Source organism: Vreelandella rituensis (assembly GCF_003336665.1).
In the GTDB taxonomy this organism is placed as follows: Bacteria; Pseudomonadota; Gammaproteobacteria; order Pseudomonadales; family Halomonadaceae; genus Vreelandella; species Vreelandella rituensis.
This window is the reverse complement of record NZ_QPIJ01000032.1, coordinates 13,103-33,576: the sequence shown is the minus strand read 5'-3', so window position 1 is coordinate 33,576 and position 20,474 is coordinate 13,103. Positions and strand designations below refer to the sequence as shown.

Annotated in this window: 17 protein-coding genes; 2 read left to right on the top strand and 15 right to left on the bottom strand. The window is 58.2% G+C overall.

What is annotated here, in order from left to right; genetic code table 11:
• Nucleotides 1-14: 14 nt before the first annotated feature.
• From mazG to cysM, 4 genes are read right to left on the bottom strand one after another with little or no spacing between them, the layout of a single operon-like run.
• Nucleotides 15-869 (bottom strand): nucleoside triphosphate pyrophosphohydrolase, encoded by an 855-nt coding sequence (gene mazG, locus DU506_RS13145; RefSeq protein WP_415843623.1) that lies wholly within the window; start codon nt 867-869, stop codon nt 15-17.
• A complete protein-coding gene (gene relA / locus DU506_RS13140) occupies nt 866-3,145 on the bottom strand; it encodes a GTP diphosphokinase (protein ID WP_114487381.1) in 2,280 nt (759 codons plus the stop codon). Before relA ends, mazG begins: the two co-directional genes overlap by 4 nt.
• A gap of 8 nt (nt 3,146-3,153) precedes the next feature.
• Entirely contained in the window at nt 3,154-4,542 is a 1,389-nt protein-coding gene (gene rlmD, locus DU506_RS13135) for a 23S rRNA (uracil(1939)-C(5))-methyltransferase RlmD (protein WP_114487364.1), read from the bottom strand.
• The gene (gene cysM / locus DU506_RS13130) at nt 4,542-5,438 is read right to left on the bottom strand and encodes a cysteine synthase CysM (RefSeq protein WP_114487363.1); all 897 of its coding nucleotides are present in this window, start codon (nt 5,436-5,438) and stop codon (nt 4,542-4,544) included. The genes rlmD and cysM overlap by 1 nt, the downstream gene beginning before the upstream one ends.
• A gap of 358 nt (nt 5,439-5,796) precedes the next feature.
• Here cysM and DU506_RS13125 point away from each other — a divergent pair, with 358 nt between their 5' ends.
• The gene (locus DU506_RS13125; RefSeq protein WP_114487362.1) at nt 5,797-6,525 is read left to right on the top strand and encodes an RRXRR domain-containing protein; all 729 of its coding nucleotides are present in this window, start codon (nt 5,797-5,799) and stop codon (nt 6,523-6,525) included.
• Between the two features lie 46 nt (nt 6,526-6,571).
• Nucleotides 6,572-9,280: an ATP-binding protein gene (locus tag DU506_RS13120; RefSeq protein ID WP_114487361.1), complete on the top strand. Its 2,709-nt coding sequence runs from the start codon at nt 6,572-6,574 to the stop codon at nt 9,278-9,280.
• A gap of 35 nt (nt 9,281-9,315) precedes the next feature.
• On the opposite strand, the gene acpS is transcribed toward DU506_RS13120, so the two are convergent.
• The 11 genes from acpS to DU506_RS13065 form a co-directional block, all read right to left on the bottom strand.
• Nucleotides 9,316-9,699, bottom strand: coding sequence for a holo-ACP synthase (gene acpS, locus DU506_RS13115; protein WP_114487360.1), 384 nt, complete (start codon nt 9,697-9,699; stop codon nt 9,316-9,318).
• Between the two features lie 8 nt (nt 9,700-9,707).
• Nucleotides 9,708-10,520: a pyridoxine 5'-phosphate synthase gene (gene pdxJ, locus DU506_RS13110; RefSeq protein WP_114487359.1), complete on the bottom strand. Its 813-nt coding sequence runs from the start codon at nt 10,518-10,520 to the stop codon at nt 9,708-9,710.
• A 13-nt stretch (nt 10,521-10,533) separates the two neighbouring features.
• The gene (recO, locus tag DU506_RS13105; protein ID WP_114487358.1) at nt 10,534-11,232 is read right to left on the bottom strand and encodes a DNA repair protein RecO; all 699 of its coding nucleotides are present in this window, start codon (nt 11,230-11,232) and stop codon (nt 10,534-10,536) included.
• 26 nt (nt 11,233-11,258) lie between these two features.
• Nucleotides 11,259-12,158: a GTPase Era gene (gene era / locus DU506_RS13100; protein ID WP_114487357.1), complete on the bottom strand. Its 900-nt coding sequence runs from the start codon at nt 12,156-12,158 to the stop codon at nt 11,259-11,261.
• The gene (gene rnc, locus DU506_RS13095; RefSeq protein WP_114487356.1) at nt 12,155-12,847 is read right to left on the bottom strand and encodes a ribonuclease III; all 693 of its coding nucleotides are present in this window, start codon (nt 12,845-12,847) and stop codon (nt 12,155-12,157) included. The genes era and rnc overlap by 4 nt, the downstream gene beginning before the upstream one ends.
• 51 nt (nt 12,848-12,898) lie before the next feature.
• Entirely contained in the window at nt 12,899-13,702 is an 804-nt protein-coding gene (gene lepB, locus DU506_RS13090; RefSeq protein ID WP_114487355.1) for a signal peptidase I, read from the bottom strand.
• A 15-nt stretch (nt 13,703-13,717) separates the two neighbouring features.
• Nucleotides 13,718-15,535 carry a translation elongation factor 4 gene (gene lepA, locus DU506_RS13085; RefSeq protein WP_114487354.1) on the bottom strand — a complete coding sequence of 606 codons (1,818 nt, stop codon included), beginning with the start codon at nt 15,533-15,535 and terminating at the stop codon, nt 13,718-13,720.
• Nucleotides 15,536-15,764: 229 nt separating this feature from the next.
• On the bottom strand, nt 15,765-17,201 hold the full coding sequence (locus DU506_RS13080; protein WP_114487380.1) for a DegQ family serine endoprotease: 1,437 nt from the start codon (nt 17,199-17,201) through the stop codon (nt 15,765-15,767).
• 52 nt (nt 17,202-17,253) lie between these two features.
• A complete protein-coding gene (locus DU506_RS13075; protein ID WP_114487353.1) occupies nt 17,254-17,739 on the bottom strand; it encodes a SoxR reducing system RseC family protein in 486 nt (161 codons plus the stop codon).
• 65 nt (nt 17,740-17,804) lie between these two features.
• The gene (iscB, locus tag DU506_RS13070) at nt 17,805-19,166 is read right to left on the bottom strand and encodes an RNA-guided endonuclease IscB (RefSeq protein WP_181870766.1); all 1,362 of its coding nucleotides are present in this window, start codon (nt 19,164-19,166) and stop codon (nt 17,805-17,807) included.
• A gap of 268 nt (nt 19,167-19,434) precedes the next feature.
• Nucleotides 19,435-20,421 (bottom strand): MucB/RseB C-terminal domain-containing protein, encoded by a 987-nt coding sequence (locus tag DU506_RS13065; RefSeq protein WP_114487352.1) that lies wholly within the window; start codon nt 20,419-20,421, stop codon nt 19,435-19,437.
• Nucleotides 20,422-20,474 lie beyond the last annotated feature (53 nt).

Below are 20,474 nucleotides of genomic sequence, written 5' to 3'. Positions count from 1 at the left end.
AAAAGTCAGATAAATCAGTTTCCATCGACCTCGTCGACCTTGGCGGCTTGCCAGTGCTGTTCCATGCCCGCAAGCCCGGCTTGCTGGGGCGTTTTTCCTGTTTCGTGCAGGCGCTTTTCCACATAGCGAAAGCGTCTTTCGAACTTGGCATTCGTGGCTCGCAGGCACTGTTCCGGGTCGGCCTTCAAGGCGCGCGCTAAATTGGTCACGGCAAACAACAAGTCTCCCACTTCTTCCTGAGCATGGAGGTGATTCCCTGCGGCCAAGGCGTCCTCGACTTCCGCCAATTCTTCACGGATCTTGGCGATCACGCCCTGGCTGTCGGGCCAGTCGAACCCAATCCGGGCGGCACGCTTGGAAAGCTTTGACGCCCGAGCGAGCGCGGGCAATGCCAGCGGTACGTCATCCAGCACCGAATGGTGCTGATCCTCGACTACGCCACGTTCAGCACGCTCTTCGGCCTTCAATGACTCCCAGCGGGTAGTTACCTGGCGCGTTTCGACATCCGCCGCGCTTACCCCTGCCGGGCGCCGAGAGTTCAAGGTGCCATCGGGAAACACATGCGGGTGGCGGCGCAGCATCTTGGCGGTCAGGGTATGGACCACGTCATGAAAATCAAACCGCTGCTGCTCAGCCCCGAACTGGCTGTAGTACACCACCTGAAACAGCAAGTCACCGAGCTCGGACGGCAGCTCTTCAAAAGCACGTCGCTCTATGGCATCAGCCACTTCATAGGCTTCTTCCAGGGTATGCGGCACGATCGAGTCCCAGTCCTGGGCGACATCCCAAGGGCAGCCCTGGTGAGGATCACGCAGTGCCGCCATCAGGCTCAGAAGGTCATCCAGAGTATAGCGGGGGTGAGACATCATGAGAGTCCTTTGCGGGCTTGCTTGTCGGGTTCGGTGGTATTGCGCAAGCGACGCACTTCGGTCACGTTGGGTAACTGCTGTATACGCGAGAACAGCCGTCCCAAGGTTTCCAGGCCGTCCACTTCCAAGGTGATCCCCACCCTAGCGATACCTTCGTTGGTATCAGTCAAGGTATTCACCGCCAGTACATTGACCTTGTCGCTGCTCAGTACACCGGTAACATCACGCAACAGCCCGGAACGATCCCAAGCCTGTATCTCGATATTGACCGGGTAGCGGGTATGCGCCCGCTCCCCCCACTCGACTTCGATGATGCGTTGCGGTTCATCCATACGCAATTGCAGAATATTGGGGCAATCCTGACGATGGATGGTCACCCCACGCCCCTGGGTGATGAAACCAACAATCGAATCGCCCGGTACCGGACGGCAGCAATTCGCCATGCTGGTCTTGAGGTTCCCCACCCCCAGCACGGTAATGTCACTCTTGCCGGTCTGGCTCTTTCGATGTTTGGGCTTGGCCAGCAAGCGGTCCAGCTGCTCCTGGTCATCGGTTTCCCCGAACAGGTGCTGGGCCTGATTGAGCACCTGGCCGATACGCAGATCCCCCGCCCCCAGGGCGGCGTACATGTCATCGGCACTCACGTAGTTGACCGCTTTGGCCAAGCGTTTTAAATCCAGACCGTCGACGTCCAGACGTTTCATTTCCCGTTCGAACAGCGCCCGGCCTTCTTCCAGGTTCTGGTCGCGGGCCTGATGCTTGAACCAGGCCTGAATCTTGGCCCGCGCCCGGGAGGTACAGACGTAGCCCAGGCTGGGATTGAGCCAGTCACGGCTGGGGCCGCCTCGTGTGGCATTGAGGATTTCCACCTGCTGGCCAGTCTTGAGCTTGTAGGTCAAGGGTACGATGCGCCCATTGACCTTGGCACCCCGACAACGGTGGCCGATTTCGGTATGCACCCGGTAGGCAAAATCAATCGGCGTCGCGACATGCGGCAGGTCGATCACATGGCCGTCAGGGGTGAAGACATAGATACGGTCCGAGGTCACATCGCTGGACAGTCCTTCGCGCAAGTCACCGTAATCGCCGATTTCATCCTGCCATTCCAGCACTTGACGCAGCCAGGCGATCTTTTCCTCATAGCCACGGCTCTTGGTGTTGGTGTCATGGCCCTTGTAACGCCAGTGCGCGCACACCCCGAGCTCAGCCTCATCGTGCATGGCAAAGGTGCGAATCTGGATTTCCAGCACCTTGTTTTCCGGCCCCATCACCGCCGTGTGCAAGGACTGATAGCCATTTTTCTTGGGGTTGGCGATGTAGTCGTCGAACTCGTTGGGCACGTGGTGCCAGCGCGAATGCACGATCCCCAGCACCGTATAACAATCGGTCACTTCCGGCACCAGGATACGTACCGCACGAATATCGTGAACCTGGGAGAAATCGATGCCCTTACGCTTCATCTTGCGCCAGATCGAATAGATATGCTTGGCGCGGCCGTCGATGTCGTAGTCATGAATGTGCTGAGCTTCCATCAGCTGCTTGAGCGTTTCCACGACATCGTTGATGTAGTGGTCACGATCGAGACGCTTTTCCGCCAACAGCTTGGCAATCGTCTTGTATTCGGCTTCATGCAGATAGCGAAACGAAAGGTCTTCCAGCTCCCATTTGATTTGCCCGATTCCCAGGCGATGCGCCAGGGGGGCGTAGATATCGAAGACTTCCCGGGCCACTTGCAGAGATTTCTCCCGGGGAGCATCCTTAACCTGACGCAGCGCGCAGGTACGCTCGGCAATCTTGATCAGCGCCACCCGCACATCGCTGATCATGTTGACCAGCATCTTGCGCAGATTTTCCTGCTGATTATGCTGGCTCATGCCATGATTGGAGGTTTGCGGATAGCTGATGGCGGCCATCTGCAGCACCCCCTCGATCAGGCTCGCCACTTCGTCTCCGAAGCGCTTGCCGACCACTTCCAAGGTGGTTCTCCCCTCGCGCACGGCTCGATAGAGCATGGCCGCTTCCAGCGTCGGCTGATCCAGCTTCAACCCCGCCAGTATATCGACCATTTCCAGGCCCATGCGGAAGCTCGACCCCGGCGATAACCAGGTGCGATGCGTTTGAGGCGCTTCCAATTCAAGCTGTTGCGCCCATTCACAGGCTTGCGCCAGCCGATCAGGCTCCTTCAGGCGTACCTCTTCCTGAACGCGCACCAACCATTGCTGGACGTCTACCTTACCGCCTGCTGTCAGCGGCTGTTCGTCACGCACTTTAACCATATTGGCTGTCAACCATGTCGATGCTCGAATAACACCAGCGTTTCCATGTGCGCGGTATGCAAGAACATATCCGCCACGGCTATCTGAACGATACGATAGCCTGCATGCACGAGTTGTGCCGCATCACGTGCCAGGGTGGCCGGGTCACAGGAAACATACACCACTCGCTTGACCGGGTGGCGGCCTAGTGCTTGGCAAACGGTCTCCGCACCGCTGCGTGGCGGGTCCAGCACCACGGCATCCAATCGGCGCTCGGCAAGCAAGGCCGCCACCGCCTCCGGCTGGTTCAAGTCCGCTTGCATCGCGGCTACCGTCAAATGGTTAGTGTGGGCATTGGCGGTGATTCTCGCCACCATGGTGGCACTCCCTTCCACCGCCTGTACGGCGGCACCGGCAGCGGCCAAGGGCAAACTGAAGTTACCGATGCCGGCGAATAGATCCAATACCTGCTGACCGGGCGTAATCGCCAGCCATGCCAACACCTGGGCAATGACCTTCTGATTGACCTCGGCATTGACCTGAAGAAAATCACCCGGTGCGAAGGTCAGCGTCAGGTCATCGTGGATATCCTGCAGAACCGGGGGTGCACCATACCAGTTCAGTTCAGGCGCTTCCCGCCCCAACAAGGTGCCCAGGGCCACCGCCTGGCTGTCGGCGAAGGCCTGCCAACGCGCTTTATCCGCCGCATGTTCGCGCAGTTGCCTGACCAACACCACACAGCTGTCTCGGGTGGCGATAAGCTCGATATGGCCCACGTGTCGAGGCGCTTCAAGCTGCTCCAGCAGTTCATGCAACGGAGCCAGTAACGCCTGTAATGACGGCACCAACACCATACAGGTATGAATATTCACCAGGCGGTGCGTGTCCTTGGCCCGAAATCCCAGCAGAACCTTGCCATGGGAGTCGACCTTCACTCCCAGGCGCGCTCGGCGCCGGTAGGCTTGCGTCTGGGTATCCAGTGCCTGGATGGGGCTCTCCAGTGCCACGCCTTGGCGGGCGAACAGTTCGCCGACCACCTGCCGCTTGTGGGCACGCTGGGCATCGATGCTCAGGTGCTGCAAGTCACAACCACCGCAATGGCCGAAATGCGGGCACGGGGGCTCTATTCGTTGGGGCGATGCCACCTCGATCGCCTTGAGGTGAGCTTCATCGAAACGCTTGCGCGTGCGATGTATCGCTACCTTGACGGTTTCTCCAGGCAAGGCTTGATCCACGAACAGCGTCTTTCCGGAAGCCAGATGCGCCACGCCCCGCCCATCGTGGGCCAGGCGTTCGATAGTGACGTGATTGTCTTCCCCGGTGGGAGACGCCTGCGCAGTTGCTGCGGCGGGCGAACGAGCCAGGCCCGAATGTCCTGAATGACGCCGTGGTGGGCGTCGTTTGCCAAGCATGGCCATTAAACCTCCGGGGCGAAAAGCCCGGTTGAAAGGTAGCGGTCGCCGCGGTCGCAAACGATGAACGCAATGACGGCATTTTCACATTGCTCGGCAATACGCAGTGCACCGGCCAGACTGCCTCCAGACGAGACCCCGGCCAAAATACCTTCTTCACGCGCCAGGCGGCGCATGTGCTCTTCGGCTTCCTGCTGGCCGATATCCAGGGTGACATCCACCCGAGGGGCTTCAAAAATCGCCGGGAGGTAGGCTTGCGGCCAACGGCGAATACCGGGAATGCTCGCGCCATCGGCGGGCTGCAACCCGACGATCTGAATGGCGGGATTCTTTTCCTTGAGATAGCGGGAGACCCCCATGATAGTGCCTGTGGTGCCCATGGAGCTTACGAAGTGCGTCACCCGCCCCTCGGTTTGCCGCCAGATTTCCGGGCCGGTGGTGCGATAATGCGCCAAGGGGTTATCGGGGTTGGCGAACTGATCCAGCGGTTTGCCTTCACCTCGCGCAATCATCGCATTTGCCACGTCACGTGCTTCCTCCATGCCACCTTCCTTGCTCACGCCAATCAGTTCGGCACCAAAGGCAGCCATCGCTTGCTTGCGCTCGCTCGAAGCGTTTTCCGGCATGATCAATACCATACGGTAGCCCTTGATCGCCGCCGCCATGGCCAGAGCGATGCCGGTATTGCCCGAGGTCGCTTCGATCAAGGTGTCTCCAGGCGCGATGTCACCTCTCGCCTCGGCTTCGGTCAGCATCGAAAGTGCCGGACGGTCCTTGACCGACCCCGCCGGGTTATTGCCTTCCAGCTTGGCTAACAGGGTATTGTTACGCCCTGCACAGATGCGCTTCAAGCGCACCAGCGGCGTATTGCCGACCACATCTTCCAGAGTGGGAAAATCCATAACGCATTCCTTCTAGGGACCATTGTGCTGCATTATATCGACGCCGGTGCAGACTGGACAGGCACACTATGTCAATTACCCACGCATCATCAGCGTCGCTGATGGATGCGGGCTTGCAGGACGATGTGCAAGTCCTGGTTGACTAGGCCAAGGGTGCCTTCTGGGCACACTACGTTAATCGGGTCATGACACCCTGGGATGTTTCGCTAGTCCCTTGCTCTGTCGCCTTGTTGTAACCAGTCCTGAGGGGAAGGGGCCGTCAACCTGGCACGACAAGCCCGATTAACCTGGCCGAAGCGAACCTTACCCCTGTGGTGTCACAGTGCGTTCTTACCAACCGACCGACAGAGGGACATGCATGAAGGTCTATGTCAAAAGTCAGCAAGGCGATTGGCTGATGCCCACTCACTCGGCGAAGGCCCGATGGATGCTCAGGGCAGGCAAGGCCCAGGTGATCCAGCGGACGCCCTTTGCCATCCAGTTGACCTATGCCGCCACCGAGCACGGTCAGCCGGTCGTCATCGGTATCGACGATGGCGGTGTCGTGGTGGGGATCGCTGCCGTGGCCAACGATGAGGTGGTCTACCAGGAAGAAATTCATCTTCGCACGGACATCAAGAGCAAGATGGACACACGGCGCAGCTACCGCCAGGGGCGTCGGCATCGCAAGACCCGCTATCGTACGCCGCGTTTTGATAACCGCAGTGCCTCTCATAAGAAAGGCCGCCTGCCCCCGTCCATCCGCTCGTTGCACGAGGCCACGCCCCGCCGAGGTCGTAAACAGCCCAACCGCGAGCAAAAGCGCAACGGCAAGAACGTTGTCAGTCTCAAGGGTTTTAATCGGCTGGATACGGTGCGTTTCCAGGGCCAGGTGGGCTATCTCAGCGGGTTCAACGGCACGTCGATGGCGTTTATTCGTGGCGAAGATGGTCGCTACATTGCCACGCCCGGCAAGCGCTACAAGCAAGTACCCTTGTCGAAGATACAGCGCCTGCACCACAACCAGACCGACGTCAGGTTTCTGGTCAAGCAGCCTGTAACCCCCTCGTGGCCTTCCTCCCGCGCATCACTGGCTGACGCCCGTTGATACGGGGAATCCGGCCGTATGATTGTTTAATATTGAAGGCGCAACCATGTCACTCAACACTCGACTCCTGCTTGCCTTGCTGGGCATTCCGCTGCTGGTCTACGTCTTGATGGCGACATTCTTGGTGATCAACGAGCATCACCAGTCACGCCAAGCCTTGCAACACCGGTTGGAGAGCGCAGGCAAGTTACTGGCTCCGGAACTGGGCAATGCCATCCTGGCGCAAGACAACCAGCGCATGAACGCCACGGCACGCCATCTTCTCGAACGTGAAGGGTTGCTTGCCGTGACCCTCTACGATGCTGGGCACGAGCGCTTGCTGTCGTTGGGCCGACCCACGTTACCCGCTCCCGAGCAGGCCTCTTCGGTGGCCCCGGGATTAGCCACCGAACAGAATGTATGGCGCCTGCAGGTACCCCTTGAACCGGCTCAGTCAATATTGACCGATGACGGTTCACCTGCTGCGGCCCAGGGCTGGCTGGAAGCACAATTCGATACCCGTAACCTGACGCTTCAACGCTACCGATTGATCGCCAGCCTGAGCTTGGGCGGCCTGCTGTTGGGGCTATTCCTGTTCCTGGTGGCCTTCACCCTCAGCCGCTACGTGACACGTCCCCTGGAAGAGGCCAACGCGATGCTCTATCGCCTCAACAAGGGCGATTATCGCCATCGACTGACGCCACCAGCTCCACCTGAGCAACAGCGATTGGCTAGCAGGATCAATGCCTTGGCCACTCATCTCCACCAGGCGCAAGTGGATATGCAGTCCCAGATAGAACAGACCACCAGCGAGCTGGAAGAGTCCATGGAAACCATCGAAGAACAGAATATAAAACTGGACTTCGCGCATCGTACAGCGGTACAGGCCAATGCGGTCAAGTCAGAGTTTCTCGCCAACATGAGCCATGAAATTCGCACTCCCTTGAATGGCATTATCGGTTTCTGTCGTCTTTTGGGGCGCTCTTCCCTGGACGCGCGCCAACGTGAATGGCTGCAACACGTGCATCGCGCCTGTGACAATCTTTTGATGCTGGTCAACGATGTTCTGGATTTTTCCAAGCTTGAAGCCAACCAGCTCACACTCGAGCAGGTCGATGTGGATATTGTCGCCCTGGTGGATGAAGTGCTGGGTTTACATGCCCCGGAGGCCCAGCGCAAGCAGCTCAATCTGCTGGCCTTGGTGTATGACGATATTCCCACCCCGCTCAGTGGCGACCCTCTACGCATTCATCAGGTCCTCAGCAACCTGATAAGCAACGCCATCAAGTTTACCTCCCAAGGCGACGTGGTTGTCCGGGTGATGCTCGAAGCCCAGGAAGCCCAGCGTCTGATGCTGCGCATCAATGTCAGCGACACCGGCATCGGTCTGAGCGATACCCACCAGAAACAGCTGTTCAAGGCATTTTGCCAAGCCAAACCCAGCCACAGTCGTCATTTTGGAGGCAGCGGGCTGGGACTGAGCATTTGCCGCCAATTGGTAGAGCGAATGGGGGGAGAGATCAGCGTGATGAGCCAACCTGACCAAGGCTCGACCTTCTCGTTCACCTTGCCGCTGCTAGCTCGTGCCGCCCTGGAGCGTCCGCCCGAGCTGATGTTAAGCGGTCAACGGATATGCCTGCACGAAGCGCACACCCTCACCCACCATGTCTATGAACACCTACTGAGACGCTGGGGTGCGAAGGTCTCAAGCCTGGCGGCTGTGGAATCGGCATCCCTCATAGTGCTGGGATTAGGTAACGAGACACTCTCCCGAGAGCAGCAACAACGCTGGCAAGAAGCCATCAATAGCGCTGCCTGTCCCGCCCTGGTACTGGTCAACCTGCCCTCCTTTGAACTGCCTTCCTTCACGCTGCCGCATGGCGGCGAGATCATGTGCAAACCACTTCCCCGAGCCAAGCTGGCCGCTGCCGTCAAACGCCACCTGGCTGCCACTCCGCTAGCGCCATCCAAGCAAAATGCTGCATTGACCACGGCTCATCAAGCACAGCCCTTGCAGCTGCTGGTCGTGGATGACAATGCGCCCAACCGCCAGCTGCTCAAGGCACTGCTGGCAAGTGATGGCATAACGGTAAGCTTGGCGGAAAGTGGCGAACAGGCATTAGCGTTTGCCCGTAAAGGATTATTTGACATGGTGCTGATGGATATTCGTATGCCGGGCATGAACGGCGTGCAAACCACCCAGGCCATGCGGCGACTGGGCAATGGCTGGGCCAGCTGCCCGATTGTCGCCGTCACCGCCCACGCCATGCTGCCCGAACGTCAGCAATGGCTGGCCGATGGCCTGGATGAGGTATTGATCAAGCCCATTGACGAAGCCCAATTGCACCAATTGCTCCAACGCTTTCTAGGCGTCGCCCTGCCCAACCTCTTGCCCTCGCCTTCTACACGGCCCCAGGCCGGGTTGCCCACCCCTCTCCCATCACGCCTGGCGGTGGTTGATCTGGCACTCGGCACCCGTCTGGCGGGCGGCCTTGAAAGCGTGGCTCGGGAGCAACTCCGCGCTTTGATTGACAGCCTCGATGATACGGAAACCGTCATTCGAGACGCCTATGCCGCCTCTGATGCGGAGGCACTGCTGGATGCCGTGCATGCACTCAACGGGGCAGGGCGTTATTGTGGCGCGCCGGAATTGGCTCTTTTGGTAGAAACCCTGGAAACGCGCTTGCGGGCAGGTGGCATCGAAAGTGCCGCGACGTTACTCGACGATCTTTATTCAGCCATGGGACGGCTACGCACTCAGGGGGCCGACCTATAGCCCCGACAGCCGTGATATCGGAGCAAGCGAAACGCTCAGGGCGCGCATTCCAGCACCACGAATGCCAGGGCGTAGGCATCTTCATCACTCAAGGAAAGGTGGCAGCCGGTAATACCGGCTGCCTGATAAAGCACCTCGGCCTGGCCACTCAACTGAAGACCAGGCTTGCCCCGGTCGTCATTGACCACCTGAATATCACTCCAGCACATACCATGGCGCAAGCCGGTACCCAGCGCCTTGACGAACGCCTCCTTGGCTGCAAAGCGTTTGGCCAGAAAAGCTGCCGGTGGCGCCCCATCAGGATAGCGCGCCTGTTCGAGAGGCCCCAGAATTCGCTTGGCGAAACGTGGGCCGTGGCGTTCAAGGGCCTGGGAAAAGCGTTCTATCCGGGCAATGTCGGAGCCGATACCACTAATCATCGTCGTGCTCAGTGATCATGATCGTGTTCATGCTCGTGTTCGTGTTCGTGGTCATGAACCTCAAGCGAGGCCACCAGCCCCGCTTCCTGGCCGGCGATGATCAAGCGTTTCATCTCGCGTACAGCTTCTTTCAATCCCACAAACATCGCACGCGCGATGATCGCATGACCGATATTCAACTCATTGATACCGGGAATCGCGGCAATCGCCTCCACGTTGTGGTAATTCAGCCCGTGGCCGGCATTGACTACCAGGCCCACCGCTACCGCATGAATGGCGGCATCGCTCAGGCGATGAAACTCCCGGATTGCGTCTTTACTGCCCACCGCAGCGTCGGCATAGGCGCCGGTATGCAATTCAATGGTCGGCACCCCGAGGCGGACGGCGGCATCGATCTGTTCAATGTCAGGGTCGATGAACAGGGACACATCACAGCCGGCGGCCTTCAAACGCTCACAGGCAGAGGCCAGGGAATCGAACCCGCCGACGACATCCAGCCCGCCCTCGGTGGTCAGTTCTTCACGTTTTTCCGGCACTAGGCACACATGCGCCGGGCGCAAGGTTTCAGCCAGCGACAGCATCTCTTCAGTCACCGCCATTTCCAGATTCATGCGCGTGGCCAACACCTCGGCCAGCAAGTGCACATCGCGCGGCTGGATGTGGCGCCGGTCTTCGCGCAGATGCACCGTGATCCCATCGGCACCCGCCTCTTCGGCCAACAACGCCGCCTGAACAGGGTCTGGATAACGCGTACCACGTGCCTGACGCAGCGTGGCGATATGGTCGATATTGACACCTAGAAGAATACGCGGGGGATGCATACAAAACTCCTTTTCAAGTGGATGGATGACGGCGTTGGGCCAGCGCAATCATCAGCTCGCGAGAACGCAGCGGGCGCGCGCCTAACAAGGGCGCCAATGCCGCCCGCATCACAGCCTTGACCGGCCCTGCCAGGCCCGGCGCTTGCCAGTCTCCCTGGGCGACCAGCCGCAAGGTGCGGCCATCGATGCCACGAGGCCCGGGAATAAACGCCCGGCTGCCAGGCTCGAATCGGTAACGCACCGGCATATCCAGAGCGCCGCCGTCAGGTGTCGTGAAACGGGGTGCGGCGTCTAGGGCGTCAAGCAAGGCAAATTCATAGCGGCGCAAGGCCGGTGCCCGTTCGGCGGGTACCGGCAATGCTTCGAGTAACGCTGAATAAAATGCGAACACTTCGGGAACCGGTAGCTCGTTGGGCAGTAATCGGGTGGCTAGTTCGTTGGCATAAAACCCGCAAAGCAAGCCTTCGCCCACCAGCAACGCCGTCTGCCCCCGTGACTCCATCACCACCAGACGTTTGAGTTCATGCTTGCCCTGCCAGCTCACATACAGCGGCGTGAATGGCTGCAAACGCTGACGACTACGCGAGCTCGGACGTTGAGCCCCTCGGGCTACGGCGCGTATGCGCCCCTGGCCGAGGGTAAGAAGGTCCACCAGGGCGCTGGTCTCCCGATAGGGTTTGCGATGAAGCAGAAAAGCGGGCTCCGGCTGCATGCGATACCTCGGTCTTGAGCCATACCTCAGTCGAGGTCGTAGCCCAGACTCTTGAGAGCACGTTCATCATCCGACCAGCCACGTTTGACCTTGACCCAGAGATTCAGCATCACCTTGGTATCCAGCGCGCGCTCCATGTCCAGACGCGCTTCACGTCCGATACTCTTGATCCGCTCACCGTTCTCGCCTATCAGAATTATCTTCTGTCCTTGGCGTTCGACCAGAATCAAGGCACTGATATGCGTGACACGCTCGGTTTCCCGAAACTCCTCGATTTCCACGGTCATCTGGTAAGGCAGTTCATCGCCTAACTGACGCATGACTTTTTCACGCACCAGTTCCGCGGCCAGAAAGCGCATGCTCTTGTCGGTGATCTGGTCTTCCGGAAAGAAATGCTCGCTTTGCGGCAGATGCTTGGCCACTTCCGTTTCAAGCTCATCGACATTGGTGCCGTGCTTGGCGGAAATCGGCACGATGGCGGCGAAATCACGTCGCGCCCCCACCTCGGCCAGCCATGGCATGAGACCGCTTTTATCGGTCAGGCGATCCACCTTGTTGACCGCCAGGATCACCGGTGCCTTGACGTGTTCAAGACGCGTGAGAACGGCCTGATCCTCCTCCGACCAGCGGGTGCGGTCGATGATGAAAACCACGCAGTCCACATCACGCAATGCCTGGGTGGCTGCCTGGTTCATGAACCGATTGATCGCCTTGTTGCGATCCTTCGACATGATGTGCATGCCCGGCGTATCGACGTAAATGAACTGGGCGTCTTCCTGGGTCTTGATCCCTCTGACCTGGTGCCGAGTCGTCTGGGGGCGGCGTGTGGTGATCGACACCTTCTGCCCCAGAATACGGTTCATCAACGTCGATTTACCCACATTAGGCCGTCCGACGATCGCCACGAATCCACAGGTTTGCGTCATTGCTTGTCTCCCTTGCTGGTTTCCAGGTGCGAGAGGGCATCCTCGGCAGCCTGTTGTTCAGCATGGCGGCGGCTTGGCCCCTTGCCGGTGGTGTGCTCGTCGAGCAGGTCAATGTAGCATTCCACTGTAAACATCTGGGCGTGTGCCTCACCTTTCACTAGAACCACGTCGTAACGCGGCAAACCGGCTTGACGCGACTGCAGAAATTCCTGCAACCGGGTCTTGGGATCTTTCTGGGTATCCTGCAGGGAAATGTTTTCCAGACGCTCGGCATACCAGGCCAGTACGCGCTCTCGCACGCTGTCCATGCCCGCATCCAGATAGATCGCCCCGATGATTGCTTCGACGGCATCGGCCAGAATCGATTCTCGCCGATGCCCACCGCTTTTCATTTCGCCGGAACCCAGGCGCAAGCATTCACCAAAGGCCATTTCACGCGCCAGCTCCGCCAGCGTCTGGCCTTTCACCAGGCGGGCACGCAAGCGCGACAACTGACCTTCGCGCGCTTGCGGGAAACGCTCGTAAAGTGCTTCGGCAATCACGAAATTGACAATGGAATCGCCGAGAAACTCTAGGCGCTCATTATTACGCCCCCCAAAGCTACGGTGGGTCATGGCCAGTTCCAATAGCGCATCATCGCTAAAGGTATAGCCGATTCGTCGGCAAAAAGGGGTCAGGGAGTTACTCACGGGGCTCCTGGGTCATACTCGACAATAAAAAAATGTGAAAAACATAAGCGATCATTGTATGCGCCGCACGCTGGTAAAACTGGGCAAACCATCATCCCAGTGCATCCAGACGGCAAAGGCACGGCCGACAATGTTGGCTTCCGGAACGACGCCCCAGTAGCGACTATCGTTGGAATGGTCACGATTGTCACCCATGGTGAAATAATGCCCTTCGGGCACTACGATCTCACGCATTTGCGGGCCGGGATCGCGCGGGTTGTTATAAATATTGTGAGGGGTTTCATCGAGAAACTCTTCAAGCAATAACTCACGTGGTGCCAGCGGCGGACCTTCTTCCAACAACTGCTTGGGGACCGGTTCGCCGTTGATATATAGCTGTTTGCCTTCGTAGCGAACCCGGTCTCCCGGCATGCCGATAACGCGCTTGATGAAGTTGACCGAAGGCTGGTCGGGGAAACGAAACACCATCACGTCGCCCCGTTCGGGGTCGCCGACTTCCAGGATGCGAGTATGCACTACCGGCAAACGCAAGCCGTAGGCATACTTGTTGACCAGGATGAAGTCGCCTATCTCCAGCGTGGGGCGCATCGAGCCGGAGGGTATCTGAAAGGGTTCCACGATAAAACTGCGCACCACGAGCACGACCAACAGCACCGGAAAGAACGAGCGCGAGTAATCGACCGGCCACGGTTCCTTCAGCAGCTTTTCCCGCGTGGGCTCGTCCAGGCCTTCCGTGGTGGCCGTCTCGGCGATGGCAAGCTGCCGACGACGCTTGGGGCGCCACCACACGGCATCGAGTAGATAAACAATCCCCGAAACGGCCACTGCCAGAACCAGAAGAAGTGAAAAATCCATGGTTGATGAGATTCCCTAGTCGTTGACCCTGAGTACGGCCAGAAAGGCGTCCTGGGGAATTTCCACCCGGCCGACCTGCTTCATGCGTTTCTTGCCGGCTTTCTGTTTTTCCAGCAGCTTTTTCTTGCGCGAGACATCGCCCCCATAGCATTTCGCGGTGACGTTCTTGCGCAGCGCCTTGACCGTGGAACGTGATACCACCTGACCGCCGATGGCGGCTTGAATCGCCACATCGAACATCTGGCGCGGGATCAACTCCTTCATCTTCTCGACCAGCAGGCGGCCACGCCCGTGCGCATGGTCCCGGTGAATGATGACCGCCAGGGCGTCCACCTTGTCACCGTTGATCAGCACATCCAGACGCACCAATTTGGCCGCTTCGAAGCGCTCGAAATTATACTCCAGTGAGGCGTAGCCCTTGGAAATCGATTTCAACCGATCGAAAAAGTCCATGACCACTTCGCTCATGGGCAATTCATAGGTCAGTTGAATCTGGTTACCCAGAAACTGCATGTCGAGCTGGGTGCCACGACGTTGTTCGCACTCGGTAATCACGTTGCCGACGTATTCCTGGGGTACCAGGATGCCCGCTCGCACCACCGGTTCACGCATTTCGTCCACATCCGCCATATCCGGCAGCTTGGACGGATTGGAAATGTAGACCACCTCGCCATTTTTCATAGCCAGTTCGTAAACCACGGTGGGTGCGGTGGTCAGTAGATCGAGGTTGTATTCGCGCTCGAGCCGCTCCTGAACGATCTCCATGTGCAAGGTGCCCAGAAACCCGACCCGGAAGCCGAAGCCCAGGGCGTCGGAATTTTCCGGTTCATACTGCAACGAAGCATCGTTGAGGGCGAGTTTTTCCAAGGCATCGCGGAAGTCTTCGTAGTCATCGGCACTAACCGGGAACATCCCCGCGTAGACTTGCGGCTTGATCTTCTTGAAACCCGGCAGGCGCTTGACGTCGGGCGTCTTGGTATGGGTGATGGTATCGCCCACCGGCGCGCCGTGGATTTCCTTGATACCGGCGACCAGAAACCCGACTTCTCCCGCCCGCAGAATGTCGGTCTGCTTGCGCAGGGGGGTGAAGATGCCCACTTCGGTTGCCCCCCAGTCGCGCCCGGTGGAAACGATGCGAATCTTCTCGCCCTTGCGCAAGGTACCGTCGAATACCCGTACCAGAGACACCACACCCAGATAGTTATCGAACCAGGAGTCGATGATCAGCGCCTGAAGCGGCGCTTCGGGGTCGCCCTGGGGCGGTGGAATATCACGTACCAGGCGTTCCAGCAGTGCATCGATACCAATGCCGCTCTTGGCTGAGACCTGACAGGCATCGACGGCGTCCAGACCGATAATTTCCTCGATTTCCTGAGCTACCCGATCCGGATCCGCCTGGGGCAGATCGATCTTGTTGAGCACGGGTAACACTTCAAGCCCCTGCTCGACGGCGGTATAGCAGTTCGCCACCGACTGGGCTTCCACACCCTGGGCGGCATCGACCACCAGCAACGCCCCTTCGCAGGCATACAGCGAACGTGACACTTCGTAGGAAAAATCCACGTGCCCAGGCGTATCGATGAAGTTCAGCTGATAGGTAAGCCCATCGAGCGCCGTGTAATCAAGGGTGACCGACTGCGCCTTGATGGTGATGCCTCGCTCACGCTCGATATCCATGGAATCAAGCACTTGCTCTTTCAGCTCGCGATTGGTCAAACCACCGCAGGTCTGGATCAAACGATCCGAGAGGGTCGATTTACCATGGTCGATGTGGGCAATGATCGAAAAATTGCGAATGTGGCTAAGTTTGCCTTTGGATGCGTCATGGGACATCGAATCTGTTCTACCTTGTCAGTTCACCACCGGCCAAATCCGACGGCTGGGGGAAATAGGTTCGAAGCTCGGAAAGGCTACCAGGGATGGTGTCACATTACCGGCGAAAGAATGGGGCTATTGTAGCGATATGCACGTGATAGGGACAGCAGTCCGGCGGCACAAGGCCGCCGGATCTCGTCATCCAGGTAAGTAAATGCCGGTTCATCGGCGTCTTTGGCACCGGCTATCAGCCATTCAGGCGCAGTGCCACGAACAGCGAACGGCCGTCACGGTATAGGCGAACCGGTACCGCTCTGTCGGTGGGCAAGTTCTCAGACACGTCAGCAAGCTCTTGAGGGGTCGATACCGGACGGTTATCGATACTCACCAGAATATCACCCGCACTGACTCCAGCCTGTGCCGCGGCACCTTGCGGTTCCACCTGACGCACCAGCACGCCACCGGGAATCCCCAGACGCTCACGCAGGGCGTCATCCAGTTCGGCCACGACAATTCCGAGCCGCGCCGGGCTATCTTCCCCTTCGCCGGTAGTCGCAGTTTCCTCGTCACGCGGCCATTCGCCCAGTGTCACCTCTTGCATCATCTGTTCACCATCACGCATCAATGTCAGGGTGACCTCTTCACCTGGGTCGACACGTCCGATCAGGCGCGGCAAGCTACTGGAACGTTCCACTTCCTCACCGTCGACTTCAAGGATCACATCGCCCGCTTGCAGGCCACCCCGAGCTGCCGGTCCTTCAGGGTCAAGATCGGCAATCAAGGCACCGCTGGCACTTTCCATACCGAAGGATTCGGCCAGATCACGTGATACCGGCTGAATCATTACCCCGAGCCAGCCACGCTCGACGCGGCCTTCCTCGCGCAATTGCTCGGCCACGTCCATGGCGACATTGATGGGAATAGCGAACGACAGCCCCATGAACCCACCGCTGCGAGTCAATATCTGGGAGTTGATACCAATCACTTCGCCATCTAGATTGAACAGCGGCCCACCGGAATTACCCGGGTTAATCGCCACGTCGGTCTGAATGAAGGGCACGTAGGCATCGCGCGGCAAGGTGCGATTGATGGCGCTGATGATGCCTGCGGTAACCGAGTGATCGAAACCAAACGGAGAACCGATCGCCGCCACCCACTCACCGACTTGCATTTTTTCGGAGTCCCCCATGGGGAGTACTGGAAGCTGGGTCGCATCTACTTTCACCAATGCCACGTCAGTCTGGGGATCGCTCCCCACCAGCGTCGCCTCCAGCTCACGATGATCGTCCAAGCGCACCAGTATTTCATCCGCCCCTTCCACCACATGGGCGTTGGTCATGATGTAACCGTCTTCGCTGATGATGAAGCCGGACCCCAAGGATTGGCGCTCATAGCCACGCCCTTGGCCACCTCCTTCTCCACCCGGCGGCATTGGAAAGCGATCACCAAAAAAATGTCGGAAGATCTCAGGAATTTCCTGCTCTCCAAAGCCATGGAATGCGGGACCGCCCTGGCGTTGCACCGTACGGCTGGTGGAAATATTCACCACAGCCGGCGCGGCTTTTTCGACCAGCTCGACAAAGTCAGGCAGGCCGCGCGTTTCTTGTGCCTGGGCGGCTTGCCCCATCAGTAGCAGCGCGACGAGACAGACCCAAAAAGTGGAGTAGGAAATCAAACGATTTATGCTCATGCAAAGCTCCTTTTCATCATTAGATCTACTTTTTCGGCGAACAATCTCAAAAAAACAATCGCGGCCGGAAGCGTTCCCTTTGTTCCTTCAGGAAATAGTGTAGCCCCAAGACACCACCCAGCAAACCGACAAAGAAACCGACGGGCGCCACCCAGGGAGCGTCGAACAGGCCCTGCCCCAATCCAGCGATAAACAAGGCGAATACCAGTGGTAGTGCATAGATGGTGGCTGCCAGCAGAGAAAGCGTCTTGCGTGGCAAGGCTAGGGTTACCACCTCACCGATTGCGAGCTGTTTTGGCGCGACCACTTCCAGACGAAAGCGTTGCGAGCGAATGAACAAACCCGCTCCGCAGCCGCCACCTTGCTTGCAACGCTCGCATCCATCCTGTCCCATCACCTCGACGATCACCGTCTTTCGCTTGCATTCCACCACCTGAGCCGCTCGCATCAGGTGTGAGTCATGGCAGTGAGTAATGCCCACGGAAGGTTCAAGGCTTTCCTGGACGGGTTGGTTAGGGGACGTGCAGTTCATCTCTTTTGCGCGGGAAACCCGGTTGCTTTAGCGCCGGGAGGGATAGCACGTCGCCCGAAGGGCGACTAGGCTACCTGTTTCCCTTCTCCTTTCGGTTGGATGGTGGCTGTTTGGTGATAACGATAGCCATCACCGCGCTGAACGAGTGTGCAGTGACGGTGGGAAATTCCCTGGATCGCCCCGTTGGTTGTTTGGATATTAAAGTTTCCAGTCTTGCGTATGGCCACGCGACCTTGGTGCCTGCCGGTCTTTTCCCCCGTAGGAACAAGGGCGCTCACCATGTCACCTGTCTGGAAGCCATAGGCGCGTTTTTCGCGCATTAAATACCCCCGTGGAAAACCGTATTTGTTCAGGCGCGTGCGCTGGTAGCTCCCACGCCCCATGGCCTTGATGACCAGGGTGGGCACATTCCAATCATGCTGCGCTTTTAGACTGCCGACGCAGGCGGCGTCCAACGCATGGGTCTTGGGGATGCCTAGCGTCATACGGTTAAACTTGGTTTGTCCGCCCGTACCCACTTCCACCGGCAGGCCCGTGACGTTAAGGTCGCGATGCAATGCCCAGCGCGTGGCGTTGACCGCCGCTGCGTCACGGAGTGAGCGTTTCTGTTCACGGATCACGCGCTGGTAGCGCGTTTCCGCCGACAATTTGTTCTGTCTTAATCGCTTCTTAAGTCCCTTATCCCGAGTAAAGAACGCCTCTAACGTGTCATTGCCCTTGGCCTGGTTGCAGGGATGGCAAGCCAGCGTCAGATTCGTGACCCGATTGGAGCCGCCGTTGCTCTTGGCAATAACATGCTCGATCTCCAACGGCGTGTCTTTATCGCCGCAATACGCGCACTCACGGCCCCATTTTTCCAGCAGGTATTCGCGTATTTCGTAGCCGAGTAGCGTGCCTCGCTGGTATTCGATGCCGGAAATTTCGGGATTTTCCAGCTTCTGAGTATCGAAGCGCACCAGCTCCTGACTCAGCGAGGTGATCGGCGCTAATTGGCACAGACGGTCAACCCAAGCCAGCGTCGTATCGACACGATGTTGCAGGCTGGGCGCGAGCCAGCCCTTACACTTTGTCCGATTGTTAAAGCGAGGCTGGCGATGGCGTAACTGACCACGACGACGGCGGCGGAAGGCACGGCGCTGCTCCAAAGCCTCACGAATCTGGAAACCCCGATGCACTAGCTCGAACAGCGACAGGACATGGCGCTTGTTGCCTACTTCACGGGTGATAGCCAGACCTGTTTCCCGGCTGCCAGGATCGATACTTAACCGTAGCGACTGAAGTTCACCATCAGTACGGTCTTTCAGGCGTATCGTGAACGGGTAGCGCTTATGCACCACCGCCCGCCCACGGTCTAGCAGTAATCTTGCCCGCTTTTCCGTGCAGGGCATTAGCCGCTGCTTGTGTTTACCCACGACAAATACCGACATTCGGTATCTCCTTGAATAATACCCTTACGGGTCTGGTAACGCGGATCTTGCGATCCGTCTCCCCTCGGGAAGGTGTCACACCGGATTGGCTTAGTGCCGTCTTGCCACCTTCGACGCTTACTCCTACGCCAGCATGATGGGTCGTTCCAGTGTCCGGCGCTGAGGAAGCACGCCGGAGTGGGTTTTTACCCTATGTGACACGTAGCGGGTTGGTTACCGCTTCCCCTGGTCAACCTAGCGAACTTGTGGTGTCACAAGCTCGGAGGCTTTAGCCCCGAGTAGTTGACGGGGCAGTCACTGATTCGGATAATTCGATGGATTGCGCCACACGCTCCAGCACAGGAGCCGGCACCTCTCCTAACACCACCAACTGCCAGACATCACCTTGAAATTCGCGCTGATGCACGATGGCAATGGAAACCCCCAGACGATGACGCCCAGGTGCGAGAGCACTCTGCTCGGCAAGCGGTTCAACGAAGATGCTTATAGCTGCCAAGCCATCGCTGAATACCTGGTGCCTTAGCAGGGCGTCAGGATCAGAGTGCGTATTCACCGGCTGAGCGACGAAACCCGGGGGCAACCACTGAGGGCGCCATGAACGCTCCGACTTCGTTCGCGGTTTATCCAGTTTCACCTTCCCTTCATAAAGGCGAGGGGACTGAAGCTGGGTTATTTGAAAGGTTTCCAGTAAGCGGTTCTGGCGATCCACCAGCACTTGCTTCAACACAAGGCCACTCTTCTTATCCAGCCACCAACGATGCGCGAAGCGCAAATCATCCTGAGGCGTGATATCCAGACGGACGGCCTGACGCCCGGCAATGCGCTCCTCTCCCATCAGGGAGAGCCGGTAGTGATCGTTGATATGATGGACAAGACCCGTGGGAGAAGCGTTGACACTATCATCCGAATCATTGGCCCAGCGGACGAGGCCCACGCGTCCCTGGCGTTCGAAATTGACCGAGGGACCATCCAGAAACTGCACGACCTGCTGCTGCAATCCGTCTTGGATCTGATGTGAAAGCGCTAGTGTTCTCACTCCTATATCGCTGATATTGACCGCTCGCGCCTGGAAGACATAGCAATGACTCGCCCATAAAGTACGTTCAAGCCACTGCTCTTCAGTTGTCGCTTTTTCCATCTCGCGTAGCGTTTCGCAATCAAATTCTTGCTCGGCCTCTTGGGCAGCGACCCCCTGAGATACCATGACAAAGGCGGCAATTCCCGCCAGCACGGTTCTCACCAAGCGCGTTCTCATCCGGCTTTCTCCTTTCTTTCTGGTGCGGCTTTTATTGTGGCCAAACAAGAGAA